19 protein-coding genes are annotated in these 21,606 nt (G+C 48.6%); 14 read left to right on the forward strand and 5 right to left on the reverse strand.

The window, feature by feature from the left end; genetic code table 11:
• Window positions 1-79: 79 nt before the first annotated feature.
• Window positions 80-874: a GNAT family N-acetyltransferase gene (locus AB1L17_RS08835; RefSeq protein WP_412844311.1), complete on the forward strand. Its 795-nt coding sequence runs from the start codon at window positions 80-82 to the stop codon at window positions 872-874.
• Between the two features lie 57 nt (window positions 875-931).
• On the opposite strand, the gene AB1L17_RS08840 is transcribed toward AB1L17_RS08835, so the two are convergent.
• Together AB1L17_RS08840 and AB1L17_RS08845 are read right to left on the reverse strand one after the other, a co-directional pair.
• Entirely contained in the window at window positions 932-2,341 is a 1,410-nt protein-coding gene (locus AB1L17_RS08840) for an ATP-binding protein (protein ID WP_412844230.1), read from the reverse strand.
• Entirely contained in the window at window positions 2,338-3,039 is a 702-nt protein-coding gene (locus AB1L17_RS08845) for a response regulator transcription factor (protein ID WP_412844231.1), read from the reverse strand. The genes AB1L17_RS08840 and AB1L17_RS08845 overlap by 4 nt, the downstream gene beginning before the upstream one ends.
• A 179-nt stretch (window positions 3,040-3,218) precedes the next feature.
• Between AB1L17_RS08845 and AB1L17_RS08850 the strand changes: the two genes are divergently transcribed.
• From AB1L17_RS08850 to pcrB, 3 genes are all read left to right on the forward strand, one after another.
• A complete protein-coding gene (locus AB1L17_RS08850) occupies window positions 3,219-4,274 on the forward strand; it encodes a DUF3048 domain-containing protein (protein ID WP_412844232.1) in 1,056 nt (351 codons plus the stop codon).
• Between the two features lie 119 nt (window positions 4,275-4,393).
• Complete coding sequence (locus AB1L17_RS08855) at window positions 4,394-4,684, forward strand: YerC/YecD family TrpR-related protein (RefSeq protein ID WP_007717484.1); 291 nt, start codon at window positions 4,394-4,396, stop codon at window positions 4,682-4,684.
• Window positions 4,685-4,701: 17 nt separating this feature from the next.
• A complete protein-coding gene (gene pcrB / locus AB1L17_RS08860) occupies window positions 4,702-5,397 on the forward strand; it encodes a heptaprenylglyceryl phosphate synthase (RefSeq protein ID WP_412844233.1) in 696 nt (231 codons plus the stop codon).
• 62 nt (window positions 5,398-5,459) lie between these two features.
• On the opposite strand, the gene AB1L17_RS08865 is transcribed toward pcrB, so the two are convergent.
• Window positions 5,460-7,169 carry a DUF4179 domain-containing protein gene (locus AB1L17_RS08865; protein ID WP_412844234.1) on the reverse strand — a complete coding sequence of 570 codons (1,710 nt, stop codon included), beginning with the start codon at window positions 7,167-7,169 and terminating at the stop codon, window positions 5,460-5,462.
• The gene (locus tag AB1L17_RS08870; protein WP_412844235.1) at window positions 7,166-7,723 is read right to left on the reverse strand and encodes an RNA polymerase sigma factor; all 558 of its coding nucleotides are present in this window, start codon (window positions 7,721-7,723) and stop codon (window positions 7,166-7,168) included. The genes AB1L17_RS08865 and AB1L17_RS08870 overlap by 4 nt, the downstream gene beginning before the upstream one ends.
• A 492-nt stretch (window positions 7,724-8,215) precedes the next feature.
• On the opposite strand from AB1L17_RS08870, the gene AB1L17_RS08875 reads away from it, so the two are divergent.
• From AB1L17_RS08875 to mglC, 9 genes are all read left to right on the forward strand, one after another.
• Window positions 8,216-9,370 (forward strand): HesA/MoeB/ThiF family protein, encoded by a 1,155-nt coding sequence (locus AB1L17_RS08875; protein ID WP_412844236.1) that lies wholly within the window; start codon window positions 8,216-8,218, stop codon window positions 9,368-9,370.
• Between the two features lie 35 nt (window positions 9,371-9,405).
• Window positions 9,406-10,644: a PqqD family protein gene (locus AB1L17_RS08880; RefSeq protein ID WP_412844237.1), complete on the forward strand. Its 1,239-nt coding sequence runs from the start codon at window positions 9,406-9,408 to the stop codon at window positions 10,642-10,644.
• A 77-nt stretch (window positions 10,645-10,721) separates the two neighbouring features.
• The gene (locus AB1L17_RS08885; RefSeq protein ID WP_412844238.1) at window positions 10,722-11,207 is read left to right on the forward strand and encodes a tetratricopeptide repeat protein; all 486 of its coding nucleotides are present in this window, start codon (window positions 10,722-10,724) and stop codon (window positions 11,205-11,207) included.
• A 69-nt stretch (window positions 11,208-11,276) separates the two neighbouring features.
• Entirely contained in the window at window positions 11,277-12,881 is a 1,605-nt protein-coding gene (locus tag AB1L17_RS08890; RefSeq protein WP_412844239.1) for a response regulator transcription factor, read from the forward strand.
• 3 nt (window positions 12,882-12,884) lie between these two features.
• Window positions 12,885-14,654: a cache domain-containing sensor histidine kinase gene (locus tag AB1L17_RS08895; protein ID WP_412844240.1), complete on the forward strand. Its 1,770-nt coding sequence runs from the start codon at window positions 12,885-12,887 to the stop codon at window positions 14,652-14,654.
• Window positions 14,651-15,634, forward strand: a complete 984-nt coding sequence (locus AB1L17_RS08900; protein ID WP_412844241.1) for a substrate-binding domain-containing protein — start codon at window positions 14,651-14,653, stop codon at window positions 15,632-15,634. Before AB1L17_RS08895 ends, AB1L17_RS08900 begins: the two co-directional genes overlap by 4 nt.
• A 125-nt stretch (window positions 15,635-15,759) precedes the next feature.
• Window positions 15,760-16,806, forward strand: a complete 1,047-nt coding sequence (locus AB1L17_RS08905; protein WP_412844242.1) for a galactose ABC transporter substrate-binding protein — start codon at window positions 15,760-15,762, stop codon at window positions 16,804-16,806.
• A gap of 115 nt (window positions 16,807-16,921) precedes the next feature.
• Window positions 16,922-18,439: a sugar ABC transporter ATP-binding protein gene (locus AB1L17_RS08910; RefSeq protein ID WP_412844243.1), complete on the forward strand. Its 1,518-nt coding sequence runs from the start codon at window positions 16,922-16,924 to the stop codon at window positions 18,437-18,439.
• Between the two features lie 16 nt (window positions 18,440-18,455).
• Entirely contained in the window at window positions 18,456-19,475 is a 1,020-nt protein-coding gene (gene mglC / locus AB1L17_RS08915) for a galactose/methyl galactoside ABC transporter permease MglC (RefSeq protein ID WP_412844244.1), read from the forward strand.
• A 48-nt stretch (window positions 19,476-19,523) separates the two neighbouring features.
• Here the strand turns inward: mglC and AB1L17_RS08920 are convergent, their stop codons facing one another.
• Complete coding sequence (locus AB1L17_RS08920) at window positions 19,524-20,573, reverse strand: DUF418 domain-containing protein (RefSeq protein ID WP_412844312.1); 1,050 nt, start codon at window positions 20,571-20,573, stop codon at window positions 19,524-19,526.
• Window positions 20,574-20,779: 206 nt separating this feature from the next.
• Between AB1L17_RS08920 and AB1L17_RS08925 the strand changes: the two genes are divergently transcribed.
• A complete protein-coding gene (locus AB1L17_RS08925; RefSeq protein WP_412844313.1) occupies window positions 20,780-21,580 on the forward strand; it encodes a VanW family protein in 801 nt (266 codons plus the stop codon).
• The last annotated feature ends 26 nt before the right edge of the window (window positions 21,581-21,606 follow it).

Here is a 21,606-nt window from a genome sequence, read left to right on the forward strand (position 1 = left end):
CTAGTTGGTCTTTAATAGAGAAATTTTTACCATGTTAACCGCGAAGCACGACAACGTCAATAGGGAATCGATAGAAGGAGTGATTTCTTTGTTAAAATTGCGAACAGGTCATGAACAAAGCCAATTAGTACAACAAATTTCGTTAGAAGATTCGTACATTTTGTACGGGAATATGTACTTGAGATCAGACAGGAGTGTAGTCGTAACGGATAGTGTGCAGGGGGAGTTAACTGCTATCGGGTCTTACTTGAAAGGGATGCCGTTTCACGCATTCTCTCTCCATTTGGTGAAGAACGAGGGGACGTATCAGATCGAGCCTATGCTTTCCTATATGAAAGATGTGCTCGGAGGCAGTCTGACAGCTGGACAAAAGGGCGTTATAGCCGTAGCAGAATCTAGCCTCAGCCATGTGGAGATTCCCCATATACTCGCGACGCGAACAATGAAGCTGATGAAGCTGAAATACCCGGAACGTCTTCTGCCTGTGGGAGAATCACGCATACTGGCGTTATCCGAAGCGCAGATCGTGGAGGAGATGGCAGCAGAGCTCGGTATGATTAGCTTTCGGGCGGAGGAAGTAGCGGAAATGCCACACATTGCGATTCTCTCAGAAAACGGAGAGCCTATGGCCGTAGCTGGCTTCCATGTCTATGACGAAGCCTACGTAGAAATCGGGAACATCGGTACATCTGTTCATCATCGCCAAAAAGGGTTGGGTACGCAAATCAGCTCAGATATTGCGCGGATTGGCTTGGAGAAGTCTGCGAATGTTTATCTGGTTGTCTTTGCGGATAATCCGACGGCGATACACGTATATGAGAAGCTTGGGTTTGTCACGGTATCTTCCTACGCTTTTATTGAATTTCTCCTTTAAGAAGATGTTCAACTTCATTTTACGAATAAAAAAAGAGAGGAACAGTGTCCTCTCCTATTAATGCAATCGGCCTTTAAACTCGACAGGAACCATCATCGTAAAGCAAGGTCCGTCTGGATCGTTGCGGGCATCGATTGTTCCTTTATGGGCTTCTAAGACGGCGCGGGCAATGGCGAGTCCAAGACCATGCTTGCCCGACTTTCCTTTGCGGAAGCGCTGGAACAAATTCGGGAGCAGCCCCTCTTCAATCGGGGGTCCGTCATTGGAAATCGCGACGACGATGCTTTTTCCCGCTTGTCTGCCTGTGATCGTCAGACGGCTTTTGGCGTAGCGCAGTTGATTTTCCATGATATTGACGAAAGCTGTACTTAATTGCTCGCCGTCTCCTTCCACGATCAGATCGGCGGGGAGATTTAGGTCCCATTCAATGTGCGGATTGAGCACGGAGAGGCGCTGCTTCAGCAAGTGCATCATCTCTGACAGGTCGACGCGGTCGACTTGCATCATTTGGGAAACAGACTCGATCTTTGTTATATACAAGAGCTGTCCGACGACTTTCTCAAGGCGTTTACTCTCCTCCATGATAATGGAAAGCCCTTTTTCAGCCTGAGGTCCCTGGAAGACGCCTTCAATGAGTCCTTGCGTGTATCCCTGAATCGCCATGATCGGTGTTTTGAGCTCATGGGAAATATTTTGGACAAAATGCTGCTGCGACTCGTCGTATTCCTTCAGTTGGTTTTTCATCATATCGAACGAGCGAGCGAGCTGACCGATCTCATCTCCACGATCCATCGCAAGCGGGATGTCGAACTGACGACGAGCGATCTTTTTGCACAGCTCCTCTAGCGTACGGAGTGGTCTGCTCAAAAATCCGCTGAACCATACCGCTAACAGCCAGCTTGCGAGCAGCAAGAGACCAAAAACAAGCAAGAACTGACGAGTCAAAATCGAGTTAATCTGGTTGAGCTCCTGTTCCTTGGAGAATAGCACCATGTAGTATGGAAAGCCGTGGTAATCCATTTTTTTGCTGACAAACAGGTAGCTTTCGTCTCCGCGGTCCAATGAGCCATGCTGGAGCTTATTGCTTGGATACGAGGCGGCTTGGCGGAACAGCTCCTTGGCATCTTCATTCGGAATACGGCTGTCGCTTCGACTGCCTAGCTGCCGTCCGTTTTCGGCATAGACGATCATATCGAATGAGTACTTATACTCTTGAAGTAAAAGCTGCAAAAATAAAGGGGCCGCAGCCGGAACAGGCAGCAGCTCATTGTGCTCATTGAAGGAAATATGCTGGGATAACGTGTAGAACTCTTCTTCTAAAAGCGAGTACGTATTAGATACTAGATACTGTTTGACAGCAAGCGGATACCCGATGCCAAGTCCGACCCCGAGGACGCTCGTCAGGATCATGAACAAAATGAGAATTTGCCTGGAGATCGGCAGGTTTTTCATTCGGAATTTGCTCATATACGCGTCATCCGGTAGCCGAAGCCATAGACCGTCTCCAAGGGAAACTTGGGCATTTTCTTGCGGATGCGCTTCACCAAGTCATCGACAGCCCGGTCTGAGCCGATGTAGTCCTCGCCCCAGATGGAGGTCAGGATTTGCTCGCGATTTAAGGCCAAGCCCTGGTTGTGGAGAAGGTAGACGATGAGCTCGAATTCCTTTGTCGTTAAATCAATTAGTTCTTCGTCTTCTTTTACTTGTCTGCCTTTTTCTGAGATCATATAAGGACCGACCGTTACCCAATCCTGGAAGGTTTGGGTAGAGGAGGCTGCGGCACCCGGCTTCTCATAGGTGCGCTGCAACAGCTTTTTCGCACGAATGACCAGTTCACGTGGTAGAAAAGGCTTCGCCAAATAATCGTCGCTGCCTAGCTCCAATCCGATGATTTTATCGACATCCTGATCGCGAGCGGAGATGAAGATGATCGGTACATTCGATTTTTCACGAATGAGACGCAATAGCTCATAGCCGTCGATGTCGGGCATCATGATGTCCAAGATCCATAAATGCGGTTGTGATTCTTCATCAAGAAGCGGCAGTACGTCCTTGCCGTTCGAAAACGCCTTTACCTGCAATCCCGCGCTTTGCAAATACGATTGCAGCAGCTCTAATAGGTTCGTTTCATCGTCCACCAGATAGACGAGGTAGGGGGTATTCATAGATTTCGGCCTCGCTTTGCATCTGTTTTATATCATTATTGTAGCATAGCCAAAAACAAGATGTGTGGCACGGGCGTATGAGAATCGTGGAAAACGTGTGGAAGCAGGATTCCCCTGTATCCTTCTGGAAAAAGAAACAGGGAAAATACGACAACGAGAGATGGAAAGGAGCGATTCATATGAAACGAACAGTCAAATCGTCTCTCATGGTACTAGCCTTGTTGCTCTTAACTACAGCTTGCGCCCAAAAGCCGGTGGACACACAGCCCAGTCCGCAAATACCGGACCCGATAGTGCAGACTCCACCGGAAACGAATCAGCCTATCGAGTATGCGTATAAGGCACCGCTGACAGGACTTGGCAGCCACGAAAACCTGGGTAGTAAACGCCCGATTATGGTGATGATCAACAATGCTCCGCCCGCACGTCCACAAACAGGCGTGAACAAAGCGGACATGATTTATGAAGTATTGTCAGAAGGTGAAATGACCCGCTTTCTAGCGATATTCCAAAGTCAGAAGCCAGAAGTAATTGGACCTGTCCGGAGTATACGTCCTTATTTTATCCAGATCGGGAATGGCTTTGACGCTGTCCTCGTTCACGCAGGAGGCAGCCCAGATGCGCTGGAGACCTTGGCGCGAAAAGACTACAGCCATCTGGACGAGATCCCGAACGGCCAATACTTTTGGCGAGAAAAATTCCGGAAAATGCCGCATAACCTGTACACCAAGCCAGAGCTCTTGGAAAAAGCGATGGAGGATAAAGGAATGCGTCAAACGGCAGAGGTGCCTCACTTCACGTTCTTGAAGGAGGATGCCGAAATCAAGGAAGGCGAGCCAGCTACTCAGGTAGATTTGACCTTCCATTCGCTGAACAAAGCTGCTTTTACATACGATCCTGAGCAAAAGAAATACATGCGCTTCACAGCAGGCAAGCCGCATTTGGACTTGAGCGACAAGAAGCAGTTGTCTACGACCAACCTCTTGGTCATCTCTGCCAAGCACCGTGTGCTGGACAAAGAAGGGCGTCTGTCAGTCGATGTAATCGGCCCTGGAGACGGTTATTTATTCCAGCAGGGAAAAGCGCGCAAGGTCAAATGGAAGCGCAGCAATGGTGTCATCCGTGCCTATGAGGACGCGGCTTTGACGCAAGAAGCACCGCTTCTGCCAGGAAATACATGGGTTGCCATATTGCCGAACTCACCAGGTCTGTCGAAGTCGCTCAAGTTCCAGTAAGGATTAGGGCTTGCGGATGAAGGCGGTTTCTTCTAAGATAATTGTTGAAGCTTTAGTGCTTAAAAATTGTACAGTGAGAAACCGCTCGAAAGACGGACTATATAACAGAGGTGACAGACATGCAATTGGAAAAATTAAAAGGAAAAGGGCTTGAGCAGTTGTTTGAAGCTGTGCTTTCCCTGGAAACAATGGAAGAATGCTATCAATTTTTTGACGATCTGTGCACGGTGAACGAAATGCAGTCGCTCGCACAGCGCCTGGAAGTGGCGAGAATGCTCCGCAAAGGCTTTACCTACAATCAGATTGAAGCAGAGACCGGCGCAAGTACGGCGACCATTTCCCGCGTCAAACGCTGTCTGAACTACGGAAATGACGGATACCAGATGGCGCTTGAGCGGATCGGAAAATAGCTAGGAGGCAGGCAACGTTGATTGACTATCGTGGCTGGCGCCATACATTTAAACTAGACCCGGATAAAACAATCGATGACGAGGCCTTGGAGGCGATTTGCGAGTCCGGAACAGATGCGATCATTGTTGGTGGCACGTACGGTGTGACCTATGACAATACGCTCGAATTGATGTCGCGATTGCGTCGTTATGCGGTACCGGCAGTACTGGAGATTTCCTCGCTGGATGCTGTCGTGCCGGGATTTGATTCGTACTTGATCCCGCTCGTACTGAACGCTGGTGATCCTGACTGGATTTTTGCTCCGCATGTATCGGGGCTTCAAGCGTTTGGCGCGTACATTCATTGGGATGAGATCATTACAGAGGGATATATCATCGCCAATCCTGACGCGGGCGTAGCACAGCTGACGAAAGCACGTCCGATTGCGGATGCCTCGCAGGCCAAAGCGTACGCACAGGTAGCGACGAACATTTGCCGTTTGCCAATTGTCTACATGGAGTACAGCGGTACATACGGCGACCCGGCGATCGTCAAGGCAGCCAAAGCAGGCGCGGGCGAAGCCCATCTCTTTTATGGCGGAGGGATTCGTAACCCGGAGCAAGCGGCAGAAATGGCCGCAATTGCAGATACGGTTGTTGTAGGGAATGTCATCTATGACGATCTCGCTGCTGCGCTTTCTACTGTGAAGGCTGTAAAAGGAACCCGAAACTAAAAAAGACCACCACTCCCATGAGCTGTTACAGTTTCATTGGGAGTGGTGGTTTTATTTTTGCGTTAGTTCTTCAGTGGAAGTGCTACGCTCCAATCCATATCTTTTGCTCTGTTCACTTGTTCCTCGATCGTAAGCGTCAGCTCTTTCGGGATTGCGTCCATTTCATCTACGAGTATACCTTTCACGACAAAATTACCTTTTTCATCTTTTGTTGTGGAGCCCATGAAATTAAAATCGTATTCTTTGCCCTTATCATCAGCACCCTCCCAGGAGTCTAAAAAGATCACACCCGGTGCCAAAGTTGCCTCTAGCTGTATTGTACTACGCAGCTTTTTGTGTTTTTCAGAAGTGATTGGGTTTGTTTTCATTATCTCTTCTGAAGCAAAGTTTGAGAAGGTTAGTGTGCTTCCTTCATGCTTTATCGTTACAGGTGTGGTTTTTAGTGTCTCAATGGACAGCTTTTGCTTAAAATTCGAAGGAACCTGATCGTAATTATCACCCACTCTAAAGGTTAGATTTTTATTCGTTGGCAAGGAATGAAAGGTGATGAAGTGAACATTTCTGTCGGCGGTTGCACGAACGAAATACTCCCTGCTTACATTTTTGAAAAATGGATTCGGCTCTTCCCCAAATTCACTCATTAGCTCCAGAGTGCTCCAAGCTGCGAGTACAGTTCCCTTATCGTCCACCACTTCATAAGTTAAGGATGGGGAACTACCACTTCCTTCCGTATTCTCGATAACGAATTCCGTTTGGCCGGGTGTCACCATTACTTGCTTCAGATTAATCACTTCGCCATTGGGAGCGGTAAAATGCTCGTTAATCGGTACAATTTTTGTTTCTTTTTTTGCTTTGGAAATATCAACAAGAATCGTCACGCTCCAATTTCCGTCAACTTTGTCCAGCTTCTTGATACTAAGCTCGATGTTCAGTTTGTCAGGAATCTTGCTGACATCTGTAAAATATCTGCTAATCGGTCGGCTGACCATCAAGTACTCATCTTTTTCGCCGATGCTTTCCTTCTTGTTATATTTAAGATGGTACTTATCATTTGTCTCAAGAACGTTTCCATCTTCGTCTGTGATTTTGATTTCATAGGTTTCGTTCAGTTTATCTTCATCTCCAAGTGGGAAATTCCGGAACAACTTTTCAAGCTGCTTGCCATTCTTATCCTTGAAGCCGAAAATAATCCGGACATCCCTCGTGTCTGCCATGACTTCTCTTACTTCCAGCGTCATTCCGTTGTCGACGGCTTTCAAATCAAGCTTCTTGTTATATCCTTCTTCAAGTCCGCGCTGGATGAGAGCGTCCTCGGACGCTTCTTCTGCAAACAAGCTGCTCTCTGTCTGCTTCGGCTGTGATTTTATGGTAGCGGCATACAAGTCATTTACATAAGTCGCAAAAGATGGTGAAGTCAGTGTTCCAAAATAGACGACTGCTGCGATTCCTGCTACAGCGATGGTTGCTTTTTTCACGATATCCAGGCTCCTTTTTTTCCAATCGATTTTCTTCTGTATGTTTTGTCTCTCTGATCGTTTCAGAACGTGTATGGGGTAAGGGGGAAGACTAGCCATGATGTCTTGGATGACAGCATCGGATGGCTCATCTGTCGCTAGCGATTCTTCCGGATCTTCCAGCTCGTCCAGCTCCTGCTTCAACTTCAACTGACAATGACGGCATTCTTCCAAATGAGCTGCTATGACCTCGGCTTCTTCTGGCTCAAGAAGGTCGTATAGATACAAAGCAATTTGTCCTTTATCTAAGCATTTCATAGATGAAAGTCCCCCCCTTGCCCTGCATGCCCGATTGCTTCCCTGAGCTTGTCTTTTCCACGAGCCAGGCGCGTCCGCACAGTACTCGATGGAATGGACAAGCGATGACTGATTTCTTCACAACTCAATGATTCGAAGTAGCGCATTTCGAGGACGATCCGATACTTTTCTTCGACGGACATCATCCTTTGATGCAACAGGCGCTGACCCTCCTTATTCAGAAAGGCAACCTCCGGCGTATGGCTATCCACTGGTTCTATTTCTTCGCTGGTGGTGAGCTGCTGCTTACGCTTGCGCTTACGCAGCTCGTCCAGACAGTGGTTGGCTGCTATCCGGTACAACCATGCAGAAAAATCGTAGTTTGTTTTATAGTCTGGTAAATGGTAATACGTCTTGATGAAAATTTCCTGCACGATATCTTGTGCATCAGGTGTATGTCCCAACATCTTACGAAGAATGGAACTTACTTTTCCGTGGTATCTGGAAATGATCTCGGAGTAGGAGTCTTTGTTTCCTTGCAAGACCCGCCCGATGATCACTCGATCTTCCTCCATTTGTGCTCCCCCTAAGCAAAAAGGCTCGCTGCGCAGCTTTTCCTTTTTGGATAAAACAAAATGATCTTGGTGTATTTGTTTTATACATCCTAGTACTACGAGTCAAAAAACGAAATTGTCCCAAAATCAGGATAAATTTCTAAAAAAGCTGCAAAGATGTTTCCAAAAGAAGGAATGAAAAAAGTTTGCTAGAAAATGGCAGGAAATTCCTATTGATTACGAAATAAATAGGAGAAAATTACCAAAATATATAAACTTTTGCTAATATTTGTAGATTTCTGTAAATTTCAGGAATATAATGAGCTTGTCTTTATTTTTGATTAGAGAGAGGAGGAACGACTCATGAAAATCCAAGCGAAAAAGGTAGAAAGCGTACGCACTACAGCAGTAGCAGCTTAATTCTCTTTAGGGAGAAGGGAATAGCACTCAGGCTATTCCCTTTTTTCATCCGAATGCGCCGGGTTAGAGAACCCAAATTTGGGAGGGTCTTTTATGGAACGTCGTCCTTTGTTTAAACCAGTGCATCCTGTTTATGAAGTGACTGAGCAGATGATCCGCATGGGGGAAGCTCCCGGCTATACCTTTGAATTGGAAGACGAGAATGGTTCCATCCGCAAGATGATCAAGCTGATGGACGGCACTCGCACGGTCGGTGAAATACATACATGTTTGGTTGTTGATTACCCTGAAATTACGTATGACGAAATAGTAGAAGCAGTGGAATCACTGAGTGGCTTGGGCTTCCTGATGGATCAGGCAAAGGAAGAGGCATCAGTTCTGACTTCGGAACAAAAGGAAAGGTATAAAGCCAATATCCGCTACTTTTCTCTGTTTACCGATCTCCATCAAAGTCCAAGCGAGCTACAGGAGCAGTTGAACAGAAAAAAAGTCACCATTCTGGGAATGGGTGCCTTTGGCTCAACGCTACTGGTCAATCTGGTAGGAGCGGGAATCCAGCATATCAAGCTCGTTGATTTTGACAGAGTAGAGCTCAGCAATTTGAACAGGCAAATGGTCTTTAACGAGCAGGACATTGGTCGCCTGAAGGTGGAAGCGGCACGTGATTTCATAGGAAGGCTTCATTCTGACGTGTTGATTGAAACAGAGACGCTGCAAATCAAGTCCAGCGAAGACGTGGAGCAGGTTATTGCTGGAAGCGACCTCGTGATACTCGCAGCCGATCAGCCCTTCTTCTTTTTGCAAAGATGGGTGAATCAAGCCTGCACCAAGCTGGATATCCCGTTTATTGCAGGTGGATTCAACCTCATCGAAGGACAATTCTTCATGGTAGAACCGGGCAAGACAGGCTGTATCGACTGCATGCATTTGCACCGTTCCAGACAGATAGAGGATTATCCGCAGTTGATCCAAAGGCTGCTCGATACCAACTTCATCCTGCCCACCGCCACCATTGCACCCAACACCATGATGATTACGGGAATGATGGCTTCCGATGCAATTCGGTATTTGACAGGAATCGCTCCGGTGCAATCGGCGGGCAAATTTATCATTTTTGACTTTAATACGCTGGAGAAGAGTGTGTTTTTTGAGTGGGAGCGAAATGAAGCGGAATGCCCGACTTGTGGAGCGGGTAGCGGAACGGAGCCGATTTTTCAAATCACGCGAAAAGAAGTGCTCGCTAGGTGAGAAGTCGTTCCCGATAGAGAAGGAGGTGTCTGTAAGTGAATATCTCGGGCGATAGCATTCTCAAGATGCACCCGCTTGCGCGCCGGGCGGAAAACGAGGAAGAAATCCTCATAGGAAGAACGGATATCAGCAATTTCATCGTGCTTCCGACCATTGGTGTCGAGATCATCGATATGCTGGATGAAGGTAAGAGCATCAATGAAGTAGCGGCTATCATGGAAGAACGGTTGGGCGAACCGGTAGATGTGCTTGACTTTGCGCAGGATTTAATTGCTTCCTATCAATTTGTGTACAGGGTAGATGGAGTAGTTGTCGACGAACCAGTTCCGGTTGTCGATCATTTCTCTTGGATCAAGCAGGGAACAGGTCAGTTTTTCTTTAACCGTGTCGCCTTCGGATTATATGGTATCTTATTTTTCACAGGTCTCTTGATTTGTGTGTTTACTGGCAAGTATATCCCGGTCTACTCCGATATTTTTGTTTCTTCTTCCGTGACGGTTTCGGTTGTGGTTTCTTTCGTGGCCACTTGGGTTTTTCTGTTTTTCCACGAGATGGCTCATTTGATGGCGGCCCGTTCATTGGGGATCGGCAGTCGTATCGGTCTGGGGCATCGGCTTGTTTTTGCAGTGGCAGAGACGAATATGTCCAACATCGTTCTCGTTGAGCCGCAGCGCAGATACAGGGCGTTTTTGGCGGGAATGTCCTGGGATGCGATGTTTTGGGGAATCGGTGTGATTCTGTTGTTTGCCAATGACCAAGGCTGGCTGACCCTTGTGCCCTTCATGGAAGCATTCATTCGCATGCTGAATGTGATCCTGCTCATGGCCTTGGCCTTTCAGTTCATGGTTTTCATGCAGACCGACTTGTATTACGTGCTGGCGACCAAGTTCCAATGCGCTAATTTGATGGTGAATACCCGCTTGTTTTGGAAGGGGAAGTTCCGTTCCTTGACGCAGGAAGAGCAGGAGGAATGGGAGTACGTAGCTGACCATGAGAAAAGAGTCATTCGCTGGTACAGCTGGGTCTACTTGGTCGGATCGGTGTGGGGCATCTGGTTCTTTGTCCAGTATCAGCTGCGAATGGCGGTTGATTTCATCTGGATCATCGTTGACGACATGAAAAACGCTCCGCTTCACTCGTGGGAGTTTTGGGACGGCATCCTGTTGATCTTGCTGGTTCTCGTTCCGTTTCTCATTTTGGGCTGGTCGTGGATGAGAGCGTATCGGCAAAGGAGAAGTGAAAGAGAGCGGGCAAAATCCTTGCAGGGAACATAAGATACGCTTCACGTAACTACACAGCCCTGTTACGCTAGGGAGAAAAGATAGAAACTCAGCCAAAAGGGAGTGCGCGCATGAATTCGACCATCCAAAACATCATCCACCTGCGAAAAGAAGGGCAACTGGAAGAAGCGATTCAACTGGCCCTACAGCTCGTCAGCCAATACCCGACTGATCCTGTCGTCCATTATCAATGTGCATGGTGTCACGACGCAGCTGGATTGGAGAGCGAAGCGGTTCCGTTTTACGAAAAAGCGATTGAGCTCGGACTGTCTGTCGAAGACGATCTGCAAGGAGCACTGCTCGGTCTGGGCAGTACGTATCGAACACTGGGGCAATACGAGCAGGCAGCGGCTACTCTCGCGAAGGGAATGCAACAATTCCCGGAGGACCGCTCCTTTTCGATTTTTCTTTCCATGGCGTATTACAATCTCGGGAAGCATCACGAAGCCATGACTCTCCTCCTGAAAAACCTCGCAGAAACCTCAAGCGATCCTACGATTTTGGCCTATCAAAAAGCGATTCTGTTCTACACAGATGACCTGGATAAAACGTGGTAGCGCCGTACGATTCCATTGGCAGGAAAACAATCACCTCCCGTTGTACATGTACAACAGCGGGAGGTGCCTATGTATAAGCTGATAGTGGTAGATGACGAAGAAGACGTAAGAGAAGGAGTTAGCCAAGAAATTGATTGGCACAGCCACGGATACGAGGTGGTTGCCAAGGCAGAAAACGGCAGAGAGGCATTGGAGCTGGTGGAGAGGCTTCGACCGGACGTTGTCGTGACCGATATCAAGATGCCCTTTATGAACGGACTACAGCTGGCTGAGTCCATCGGGCGTGAATATCCTGGGATTCGCATTATTATCCTGACAGGGTTTGATGAGTTCGAGTACGCGCAAAAGGCCGTGAAGCTGCACATTGATGAATATGTGCTCAAGCCGTTTTCTGCGAGCGAGCTGATTGAGGCGCTGCACAAGGTCAAGCGACGTATGGATGAAGAAGCGGCTCATCGGGAAAACGTTCAGCTTCTGCGCGATAGCTATCGAAAAAGCTTGCCGGTATTGCGGGAAGTTTTTTTATCATCTTTGCTCAGCCGCCAGCTGGTACAGCACGATGCTTTTTCAAAAGCCTGCGAATACGGGGTAGAGCTCAGGAGTCCCGAGTATCTCGTGTCTGTAATCAGTGTGGACCAGCCCAAGCAGGAGGAGCAGCAGCTGTTTCTTTTCGCTGTAAAGAATATCGCGGATGAGCAGTTGCATACAGGGCAGTATGCAGGCATCGTGTTTCTTCATGATGATCATGTGGTGCTGCTCATGCGAACAAAAGCAGATGACACGCAGCGAATAGAAGTGCGGACACAAAATATCGCGGAAGAAATCAGGCGTACGATTGAAAAATATATGAGCATCACCGTAACGATTGGAATCGGACATGTCGTCACGGATCTATCCGCTCTTCCTTACTCATATGAGAACGCCATGCAGGCACTCGATTACAAAAGTATTCTTGGCTGCAACCGGATGATTGTGATCCATGATGTGGAGAAGCAAGCCAGTGAGCAGCTGCGCCTCGATGAGAGAAGAGAGCATGAATTGGTCCGGTGTATCAAAATGGGGACGAGTGCTGAGCTGCGTGCCGTGATGGATGAATTGTTCGATCAAGTGGCTGGGGTGCACGTATCGATTGAGAACTATCGGATTTTTTTGTTAGAGATTATGACGACGATTTTGAAGACTGCCAATCGAGCCGAGGTCGACATGGATCAGCTGTTTGGCGGACAGCGTTATCTTTTGCAGGTGATGACCACACTCACCAGCATTGAAGATGCCAGAGGACAGATCATCGAGATTTGTGAGCGCATCATGGCAAGTGTCGCTAGCGGACGACAAACGACGTACAGGCGACTGATCGATCAGGCTTTGGCCTATACTCACGCGCATTATCATTCTCCCGAAATTTCCATCCATAAGGTGTGCGATCATCTGCACATCAGCCTCGGTTATTTTAGCAGTATTTTCAAGAGAGAGACCAAGACAACGTTTGTGACCTATCTACTGGCAGTGCGCATGGAAAAAGCCAAGGAGCTATTGCGGACGACCGATTTGAAAACATTTGAAATCGCGGAGAAGGTGGGGTATACCGACCCCAATTACTTTAGCTTTTGCTTTCGCAAATATGCTGGCATGTCCGCCAAAGAGTATCGAAATCTGAGTGAGCAGGATGGCTGACCGATGAAACGGATGCTGACGGTTGCTTTGGACGCGATTAAAGTCAAAAGCATTCAATTTATCATTACGACGTCTTTTACGCTCGTGACTGTGCTCGTCATGCTGTTCGTCGGGGTGATGCTGTACGGTAAATTTGCGCAGACGGCAGAACAAAACGCCTACCTGCACACACAGCAAATCCTGGAGCAGGTGAAATACAACCTGGACAGCTATTTGAATGGGATGACGCAAATTTTTGAACTCGTCGATGACAAAATCAGAAGAAGCAAGGGGCTTACGGCAGACAAGCTAAGCGAACAGCTTGAGACCATCGTGGAAACAAGAAAGGACATCGTCTCCATCGCGGTTTTCACGAGAGATGGAACGCTATTGACCACCACACCTTCCAAAACGTTGAGGAAAAACACCCGACTGACTGAACAAAGCTGGTTCCAAAAGGCAATCGAGGACCCAACGAATCTGTCCTTTTCGCTCCCACATATCCAGAACCTGTTTAAAGGGGAGTACACCTGGGTCGTTTCGATGAGTCGGGAAATTACCCTCCACGGACCAGACGGGGCGATTCCGGCCGTACTTTTAGTCGATGTGAATTTCAAGGAGATCGATGATCTGTGCCGGAGAGTGGGCTTGGGGAAAAAGGGGTACGTCTACATCATTGATCTGGTGGGGAATATCGTCTACCATCCACAGCAGCAGTTGATATACGCCGGATTGAAAAATGAAAACCGTTCCTTGCCGCTGAAGCACTCCTATGGCAGCTACGTAGAAGAGACACAGGATGAGGCACGCCTGATTACAATCAAGACAATCGATCAGCTGGGCTGGAAAATCATTGGAGTTTCTTACATGGACGAGATCGTAACGACCAAGAAAGAAATCAGCCGCTTCATTTTTTGGCTGCTCATCATTGTGATCGTCATCGTGTTATTCGTGCTGCACTACCTCTCTGCGAAAATATCACGACCGATCAAGCTACTGGAGCGTTCGATGGAAAAGGTAGAGCAGGGAGATTTCCGGGAGAGTGAACCGATCCAGGGAAGTCACGAAGTCGAACAGCTTTCCATGCGTTTTCATCTGATGGTCGCGAAGGTCAGGGAATTGATGCACCAAATCATTCGGGAGCAGGAAGCCAAACGAAAAAGCGAGCTGGAGGTACTACAGGCGCAAATCAATCCGCATTTTCTGTACAACACGCTGAACTCCGTGGTCAGGATGGTTGGTACCGGAAAAAGTGAAGATGTCATCACCACGATTACTTCGTTGTCGAAGCTGTTTCGGATCAGCCTGAGCAGAGGCAAGAGCATCATCACGGTGCAGGAGGAGCTGGAGCATGTTCGTCATTATCTCATTATTCAAAAAATGAGATACAAGCAAAAATTTGATTACGAGATCGTGGCAGAGGATGAGGTACTAACCTGTCAGACGCTGAAGCTGTTGCTCCAGCCGATTGTGGAAAACGCCATTTACCACGGGATTGAGCATCTGGCTGATCCGGGGTGGATTCGCATATCGGCGTCGCTCATGGAGGGAAAGGTGTTATTGCAGGTAAGCGATAATGGCTTGGGTATGTCCCGAAGCGTACTCGAACAAGTCAAAGCAGGTTGCTACAGAAGCGAAGAAGGCTCGGGCGTAGGGATTCAAAATGTGCAGGAACGCATTCGACTGACCTTTGGAGAACAGTACGGTTTAGAGATTGCGAGCGAACAAGAGGAGGGGACCATCGTGAACCTTTGGATTCCCTGCCAGGAATCAGAGGAGCGAGATCGCTTATGAGGAGATCGGTAAAACGTTTTGGCGTGTACGGGCTGCTCATGGTGTTGGCGGTTACGTTTTTTTACTCCTGCAGTGCTCCAATTTCTGATACTGATGTAGTCAAGAAAAAGACGGTCGCATTGATCGTCCGGATGAAGCACGGTGATTATTGGCGAACGGTCAAGCTCGGGGCGGAGATGGCCGCGAAGGAATATGAGCGGAACCTGAACTTTTACGCACCGGATTATGAGGATGACGCCCAAAGCCAAATGGAGCTGGTGCAGCAGGCAATTGCCGATGGTTCTGATGCGATTGTGGTGGCGCCTAGTGACGAGCAAGTTCTGCGAGAAGCCATCAAGCTGACAAGGGAGCGTGCCGTCCCTATCCTTGTTCTCGACACAGTCGCCCAGGATTCAGCCGTCAATAGCTACATTGGGACGGATAATTACAATATGGGCATGAAGGCATTCGAGAAAATGGTGTTCCTGATCGAAAAACAGGGACAAATCGCATTGCTCGGCACAAATCGGATAAAGGCGAATGCGAAGCAAAGAGAACAAGGCGTCCTGGACTTGCTCCCACGGGAACCCCAGGTCCAGCTGATTGCCAACGAAAATGTTCCGTTGGATAAAAAGCAGATCGGTGAGTGGACACGCGAACTGATCCGTAAGCATCCGCAGGTAAAAGGAGTCATCGCACTCGATGCCAGTACGGCAATCGGTGTGGCCGAGGAAATGGAAAAAAACGGTCTACAGGACAAGGTCAAAATCGTCGCGATCGACAGTCCGCCGGAAGTACTGGAGTACTTACAGGAGGGAGTCATTTCCGCGACGATCATCCAGAAGCCACTATCGATGGGATATCTCGGCGTCAAGTACGCAGTCGAAGCGAGCAATGGAGAATCAGTGCCCAGTTTGGTCGACACCGGAACAAAAGTAATCGATTGGGAGAATATGTTCTGGTCGGAGAATCAAAAGCTCCTCTTCCCCTTTGTAAAATAAGCCACCGAAAAACAGATGAGAATTTTGATAAAAATGCGCAGGATTTTCGATGGAACACCATTAGGAAAACGCTTACATTTGGTATATATCAGATGTAAACATAGGGGATAAAGGGGGATTATCTAATGAGAAAGCTGATTGCCACTACACTGGTGGCCGCTGTTACACTTTCGGTGGTTGGATGCTCACAATCTGGCGGTTCACAGCCAGCAGCGTCCGGGGGAGGATCGGCACCTGCGGGGAATCCCAAAATCGGTGTAGCCATCTACAAGTTTGACGATACGTTCATGACAGGTGTGCGCAATGCGATCTCAAAAGCAGCAGAAGGCAAGGCGGAGGTGGACATTGTAGACAGCCAAAATGCCCAGCCTACGCAAAATGACAAAGTCGATTTGTTCATTAACAAGCAGGTAAATGCCCTCGCGATCAATCCGGTGGATCGCACAGCGGCTGGCGTCATCATCGACAAAGCGAAGCAAGCCAACATTCCAGTGGTGTTCTTTAATCGCGAGCCAATGCCGGAGGATATGCAGAAGTGGGATAAGGTCTACTACGTGGGAGCAAAAGCAGAGGAATCCGGCACGATCTCTGGGGAGCTGATCGTGGATTACTGGAAGGCAAACCCGGAAGCAGATAAAAACAAGGATGGCGTCCTGCAATACGTCATGTTAAAAGGTGAGCCAGGACATCAGGATGCTGAGCTGCGGACGAAGTTTTCCGTGAAGGCGATTGAAGATGCGGGCATTAAGGTTGAAAAGGTCGCGGAAGATACGGCCATGTGGGATCGCGTAAAAGGACAGGAAAAAATGGCGGCATTCCTCGCAGCTTCCGGTGACAAGATCGAAGCCGTTCTGGCCAACAACGATGATATGGCACTCGGTGCAATTGAAGCGCTGAAGGCATCGGGCTATTTTGCGAACGGCAAGTACATGCCCGTTGTCGGTGTGGATGCAACTGCCCCAGCGCTGAAGGAGCTGGAGGCAGGAACCTTGCTCGGAACGGTACTCAATGATGCGAACAATCAAGGGAAGGCCACGCTTAGCATCGCGGCGTCATTGGCGAAGGGGGAAGCGCCAACGAAGGACTCCACAGGCTTTGACATTACAGACGGCAAGTACGTGTGGGTGCCCTACAAAAAAATCACCAAGGAGAACATGAACGACGCGAAATAAGCTCCGTTGGCATGTTCGAACATGACCGTGAAAAGGCAGGAGAGTCGGTGAAGAGACGAATGCGACTCTCCTGTTTTGGTGATGGGATGATTTTGACGAAAGAGGGGGCATTCGCATGGCGCAGCACGAGTTTTTGTTGGAAATGAACCGCATCCATAAAGAATTTCCAGGGGTCAAAGCACTCGATGATGTCACGCTAAAGGTGCGCCAGGGAACCGTTCATGCACTGATGGGAGAAAATGGAGCAGGCAAGTCGACCTTGATGAAGTGTCTCTTCGGCATGTATAGACCGGACTCGGGAGAAATTGTCTTAAACAACGAGCGGGTAACGCTGAACAGCTCAAAGGACGCACTGAGGCATGGAATTTCCATGATTCATCAAGAGCTGCATCCGGTGCCGTTTCGCAATGTCATGGAAAATATATGGCTGGGGCGTTTTCCGGTCAAACGAATCGGTCCTTTTCCTTTGGTGGATGAGAAGAAAATGCTCAAGGATACTGAAACGCTGTTCGCAGATCTTGGCATGGACCTGAATCCGCACGATATTGTCCGTGATCTGTCGGTTTCCAAAGTACAGTCGCTCGAAATTGCCAAAGCCGTCTCCTACGAATCCAAAGTGATCATTATGGACGAACCGACCTCATCATTGACGGGAAACGAGGTGGAGCAGCTGTTTGCCATCATTCGCGAGCTGAAGAGCAGAGGTGTCGCCATCATTTATATTTCGCACAAGATGGAAGAAATCTTGCGGATTGCCGATGATGTGACCATCATGCGCGATGGCAGGCTCATCGGCACATGGCAGGCAACTGAGCTGACGACAGACCTGATCATCTCCAAGATGGTCGGAAGGGATTTGACACAGCGCTACCCGAGTCGGACCAATACCCCTGCGGAACCGATCCTGAAGGTAGACGGACTTAGCTCTCCATTTTCTCATTCGTTTCAGCACGTGTCGTTTGAACTGCGCAAAGGGGAAATCTTGGGCATTGGGGGTCTCGTGGGGGCACAGCGGACAGAGCTGATTGAGGCATTGTTTGGACTGCGTCAGATAGCGACTGGAAAAGTGTCAATCAACGGACAAGAGGTACGGATCAAATCGCCGAGGGATGCGAAGAAGTACAAAATGGCGCTCTTGACGGAGGAACGGCGTGTAACGGGGATCATTCCGGTTTTATCCATCCTGGAAAATACGGTCATCGCGAATGCAGCCAGTTATCAAACACCGTACCTGCTCCTGAATGAACGCAAGCAAAGAGCAGATGTCAGCAGAAGTATCGATATGCTCCGGGTGAAGACTCCCTCTATGAAAACCTTGATCAAAAACCTGTCGGGAGGCAATCAGCAAAAGGTTCTGCTGGCGCGATGGCTCTTGACCGAACCGGATATTTTATTGCTGGACGAACCTACGCGTGGAGTCGATGTGGGTGCCAAATATGAAATCTATACCATCATCGCCGAGCTGGCGAGCCAGGGGAAGGGCATCATTATGATTTCCTCGGAAATGCCGGAGCTGCTTGGTATGTCAGATCGAATTATGGTGATGTGCGAGGGTAGGCTATCGGGGATTTTGTCAGGGGCAGCGGCAACGGAAGAAGAGATCATGCGTCTGGCTACCAAGCATCTCGCATGAGAGGAGGGGAACAAACATGAGTCAGTTGTCGGTTAGGCAGGTGCAAGGCTTTGTTACACAAAATGCCATCTATATCGTGCTGGTTTTGTTAATAGCGGGAATCGCGGTCTATGACTCCAATTTTCTTTCGATTACGACGCTTCGGGATATTTTGCTGCAATCCTCGACTCGCGCGATTATTGCTTTGGGAGCTGCATTTGTGCTCATCACAGGAGGCACGGACCTTTCAGCAGGTCGTGTAGTTGGATTGACGGCTGTCATCTCCGCCTCGATGCTGCAAAGCCAGGACTATCCGCGGAGGTTTTTTCCTGATTTGCCCGATTTGCCATTGCTCATCCCTATCCTTATTGCCATTGCTGCAGGCTTGCTCGTCGGCTTGATCAATGGAATTATCGTGTCTCGCTTCAGTGTCCCTCCTTTTATCGCCACACTGGGTATGATGGTGATTGTGTACGGGTTCAACTCCATCTATTTTGATATGGAGCCCAATCAATCCCAGCCGATTGCTGGGCTGCGAAGTGACTTCAATCATCTCGGGACAGGGTACATTGGTCCTAGTGGCCCGTATTCGATCCCGTATATCGTCATCATCGCAATCGCTGTTGCGTTCATCGTCTGGGTGATCTTCAACAAAACGAGGCTCGGAAAAAACATGTATGCCATCGGAGGCAACATGCAGGCCGCCACAGTTTCCGGAATCAATGTCGCCTTCAATCTGATGATTATCTATGCCATTGCTGGGGCCTTGTATGGACTGGGAGGAGTACTGGAGGCAGCCCGGACAGGAGGTGCGACGAATAACTACGGCAACATGTACGAGCTGGATGCTATTGCTGCCTGTGTGGTAGGCGGAGTCTCAACGTCTGGCGGAATCGGCACCGTTCCGGGCGTGCTTGCGGGTGTCCTTATTTTTGGTGTTATCAACTACGGATTGACGTTTATCGGAGTCAGTCCATACTGGCAGCTCATCATCAAAGGGCTGATCATCGTAGCAGCAGTAGCTTTTGACATTCGGAAATACTTGGCCAAAAAATAAATAGAGACCCCGGTCCAGCTGTCAGGAAGCTTCCGGGGTCTTTGCGTGTTATTTTCGAAGCGGTGTGATTTTCATATACGTAAACAACCGCCATAGCCACTCTAATGGCCCCATGCGGAAGACAGACAGCCAGAGTGCGCTAACTATCATTTGAATCACGTAGATGCCGAGGCAGATCAGTGTTGTTTGCAGGTAACCGAGATTGCCGAACCAATCGAACAAATAGCTTCCAAGAAGGATCAATACGGTTTGTCCCACGTAGTTCGTCAACGCCATGCGACCATAGCTGGTTAGCGGAGACAGGATCGTCTGGACGATTTTGTTTTGCAGCAGCCGAATCAGGGTCGTCGTGTAGAAGACTGCCATGGCAAAGCCAGTGGAGGTCAAGGCAATCGTGTAGTTCATCAGCTGCTGAAGTGTTTCTTCCGATATCGTGTCATCTACAACCAGGTTCGCACCGCCCATTGCCGGATCAGCCGGAGTCAGTCTGTATTGTATAAACAAGCCGATTAACGAAAGTACGAAGGTCACTCCCTGCACTTTCTTAATCACAGGCAAAAATCTCGGAATATCTTGAAATACCCCGTACTGCCCGACAGCAAGCCCCAGAATAAACAACGGAAGAACCAAAAGCGGCTTGAAGCCGGTAGCGCAGACAGCTATAGACAAAATAAGGCCGATGATTAGATTGGTTCTCGCTTTCAATCGATAAAAAGGCATCAAGATGAATCCGAAGATCGCGTAGATAAACAGCGCTTCGCCGGGGTGAAACATTTTATGCACGAATCCAAAGGCGAGTAGCACGATCAAACGTCGAATGAACAAGGCGGTGCTGTTCGCGCCTTTTGCTTTGGCCCGACTGATGAAAATATAGAAGCCTACTCCGAACAAGAATGAAAAAATCACGAAGAAGCGCGATTCCACAAAGAAATTGAAAAACTGGAACAGCCAGTGGTCCACACTTCCTGGCTCAGGTGTTTGCGCATACAGCAATGCTACGATGTTGACGAGGAGAATGCCCATCAAGGCGAAGCCGCGTACGGTGTCTAACGTATCAATCCGTTGGTTCATGGTAGGTGCGTTTTCTATCAATCCCATCACTTCCTTCTCTCGTTGTTTATAGTTCGATTGCGCACTTTTCCTATCCTAGCTCTTGTGGGGGAGAAGAGAAAGGGCATTTACTTACGACAGGCTTACAAAAATGTAAGAAGTGAGGTTCGATCTACCATCCAACCGCAACTTCGTGCTAATTTCCTGCGTCTATTGTAATAATCAGGAAAATTGGGATGTGGCTTAAGAACACGATGAAACCGATCGCACGGGGAAAATGGCGGCTCACGGCAGGTATGACTTATTTTCGCTGGAAAAGGTATGTACAATGGGCAATGGGTCAAACGAAGTTCGCTCATGTGAAAAGAAGCGATCTGTTGCGTTATGTCCATTATTCTCATCAAACGATTTTGTTACGCCCCTTGCAGAACGTGGAGATGTGGATGCAGCACAACAAAGTGATCAACCTGCGCCTGGCTATTGCGCGATTGAACGGATTGATCATCCAACCGGGGGAGACCTTCTCGTACTGGAAGCAAATTGGCAAGCCGACACGAAGCAAAGGCTATGTAGAAGGCATGCTGCTCTCGCAAGGACGTGTCACAGCCGGAGTTGGCGGAGGGCTTTGTCAGCTCTCGAATTTGCTGTACTGGATGACGCTGCATACGCCATTGACAGTGACAGAACGGCATCGTCACAGCTACGATGTATTTCCCGATTCAAATCGGACACAGCCCTTCGGAAGTGGGGCTACTTGCTTCTATAACTATTTGGATCTGCAAATTGCCAATCAGACCCATCAGCCCTTTCAACTGCATGTCTACCTGACCGATACACATTTGGTAGGGGAATGGCGTTCAGACATGCCACCGACAAGGACGTATGTCATTATCGAGAAAGAACATGAGATCCTGCCTTCGATTTGGGGAGGGTATGAACGGAAGAATGAATTGTATCGTGATGTTTATTCGCTCGAAGGAGAATGGGTGGAGCAAGAATGGCTGACACAGAATCGAGCCTACCTCATGTACGAGCCATTGCTGCCGAAAGGATGATCTTTCCTGTTCGGGATACGAACTGG

The sequence above is a fragment of the Brevibacillus jepli genome (genome assembly GCF_047229145.1).
In the GTDB taxonomy this organism is placed as follows: domain Bacteria; phylum Bacillota; class Bacilli; order Brevibacillales; family Brevibacillaceae; genus Brevibacillus.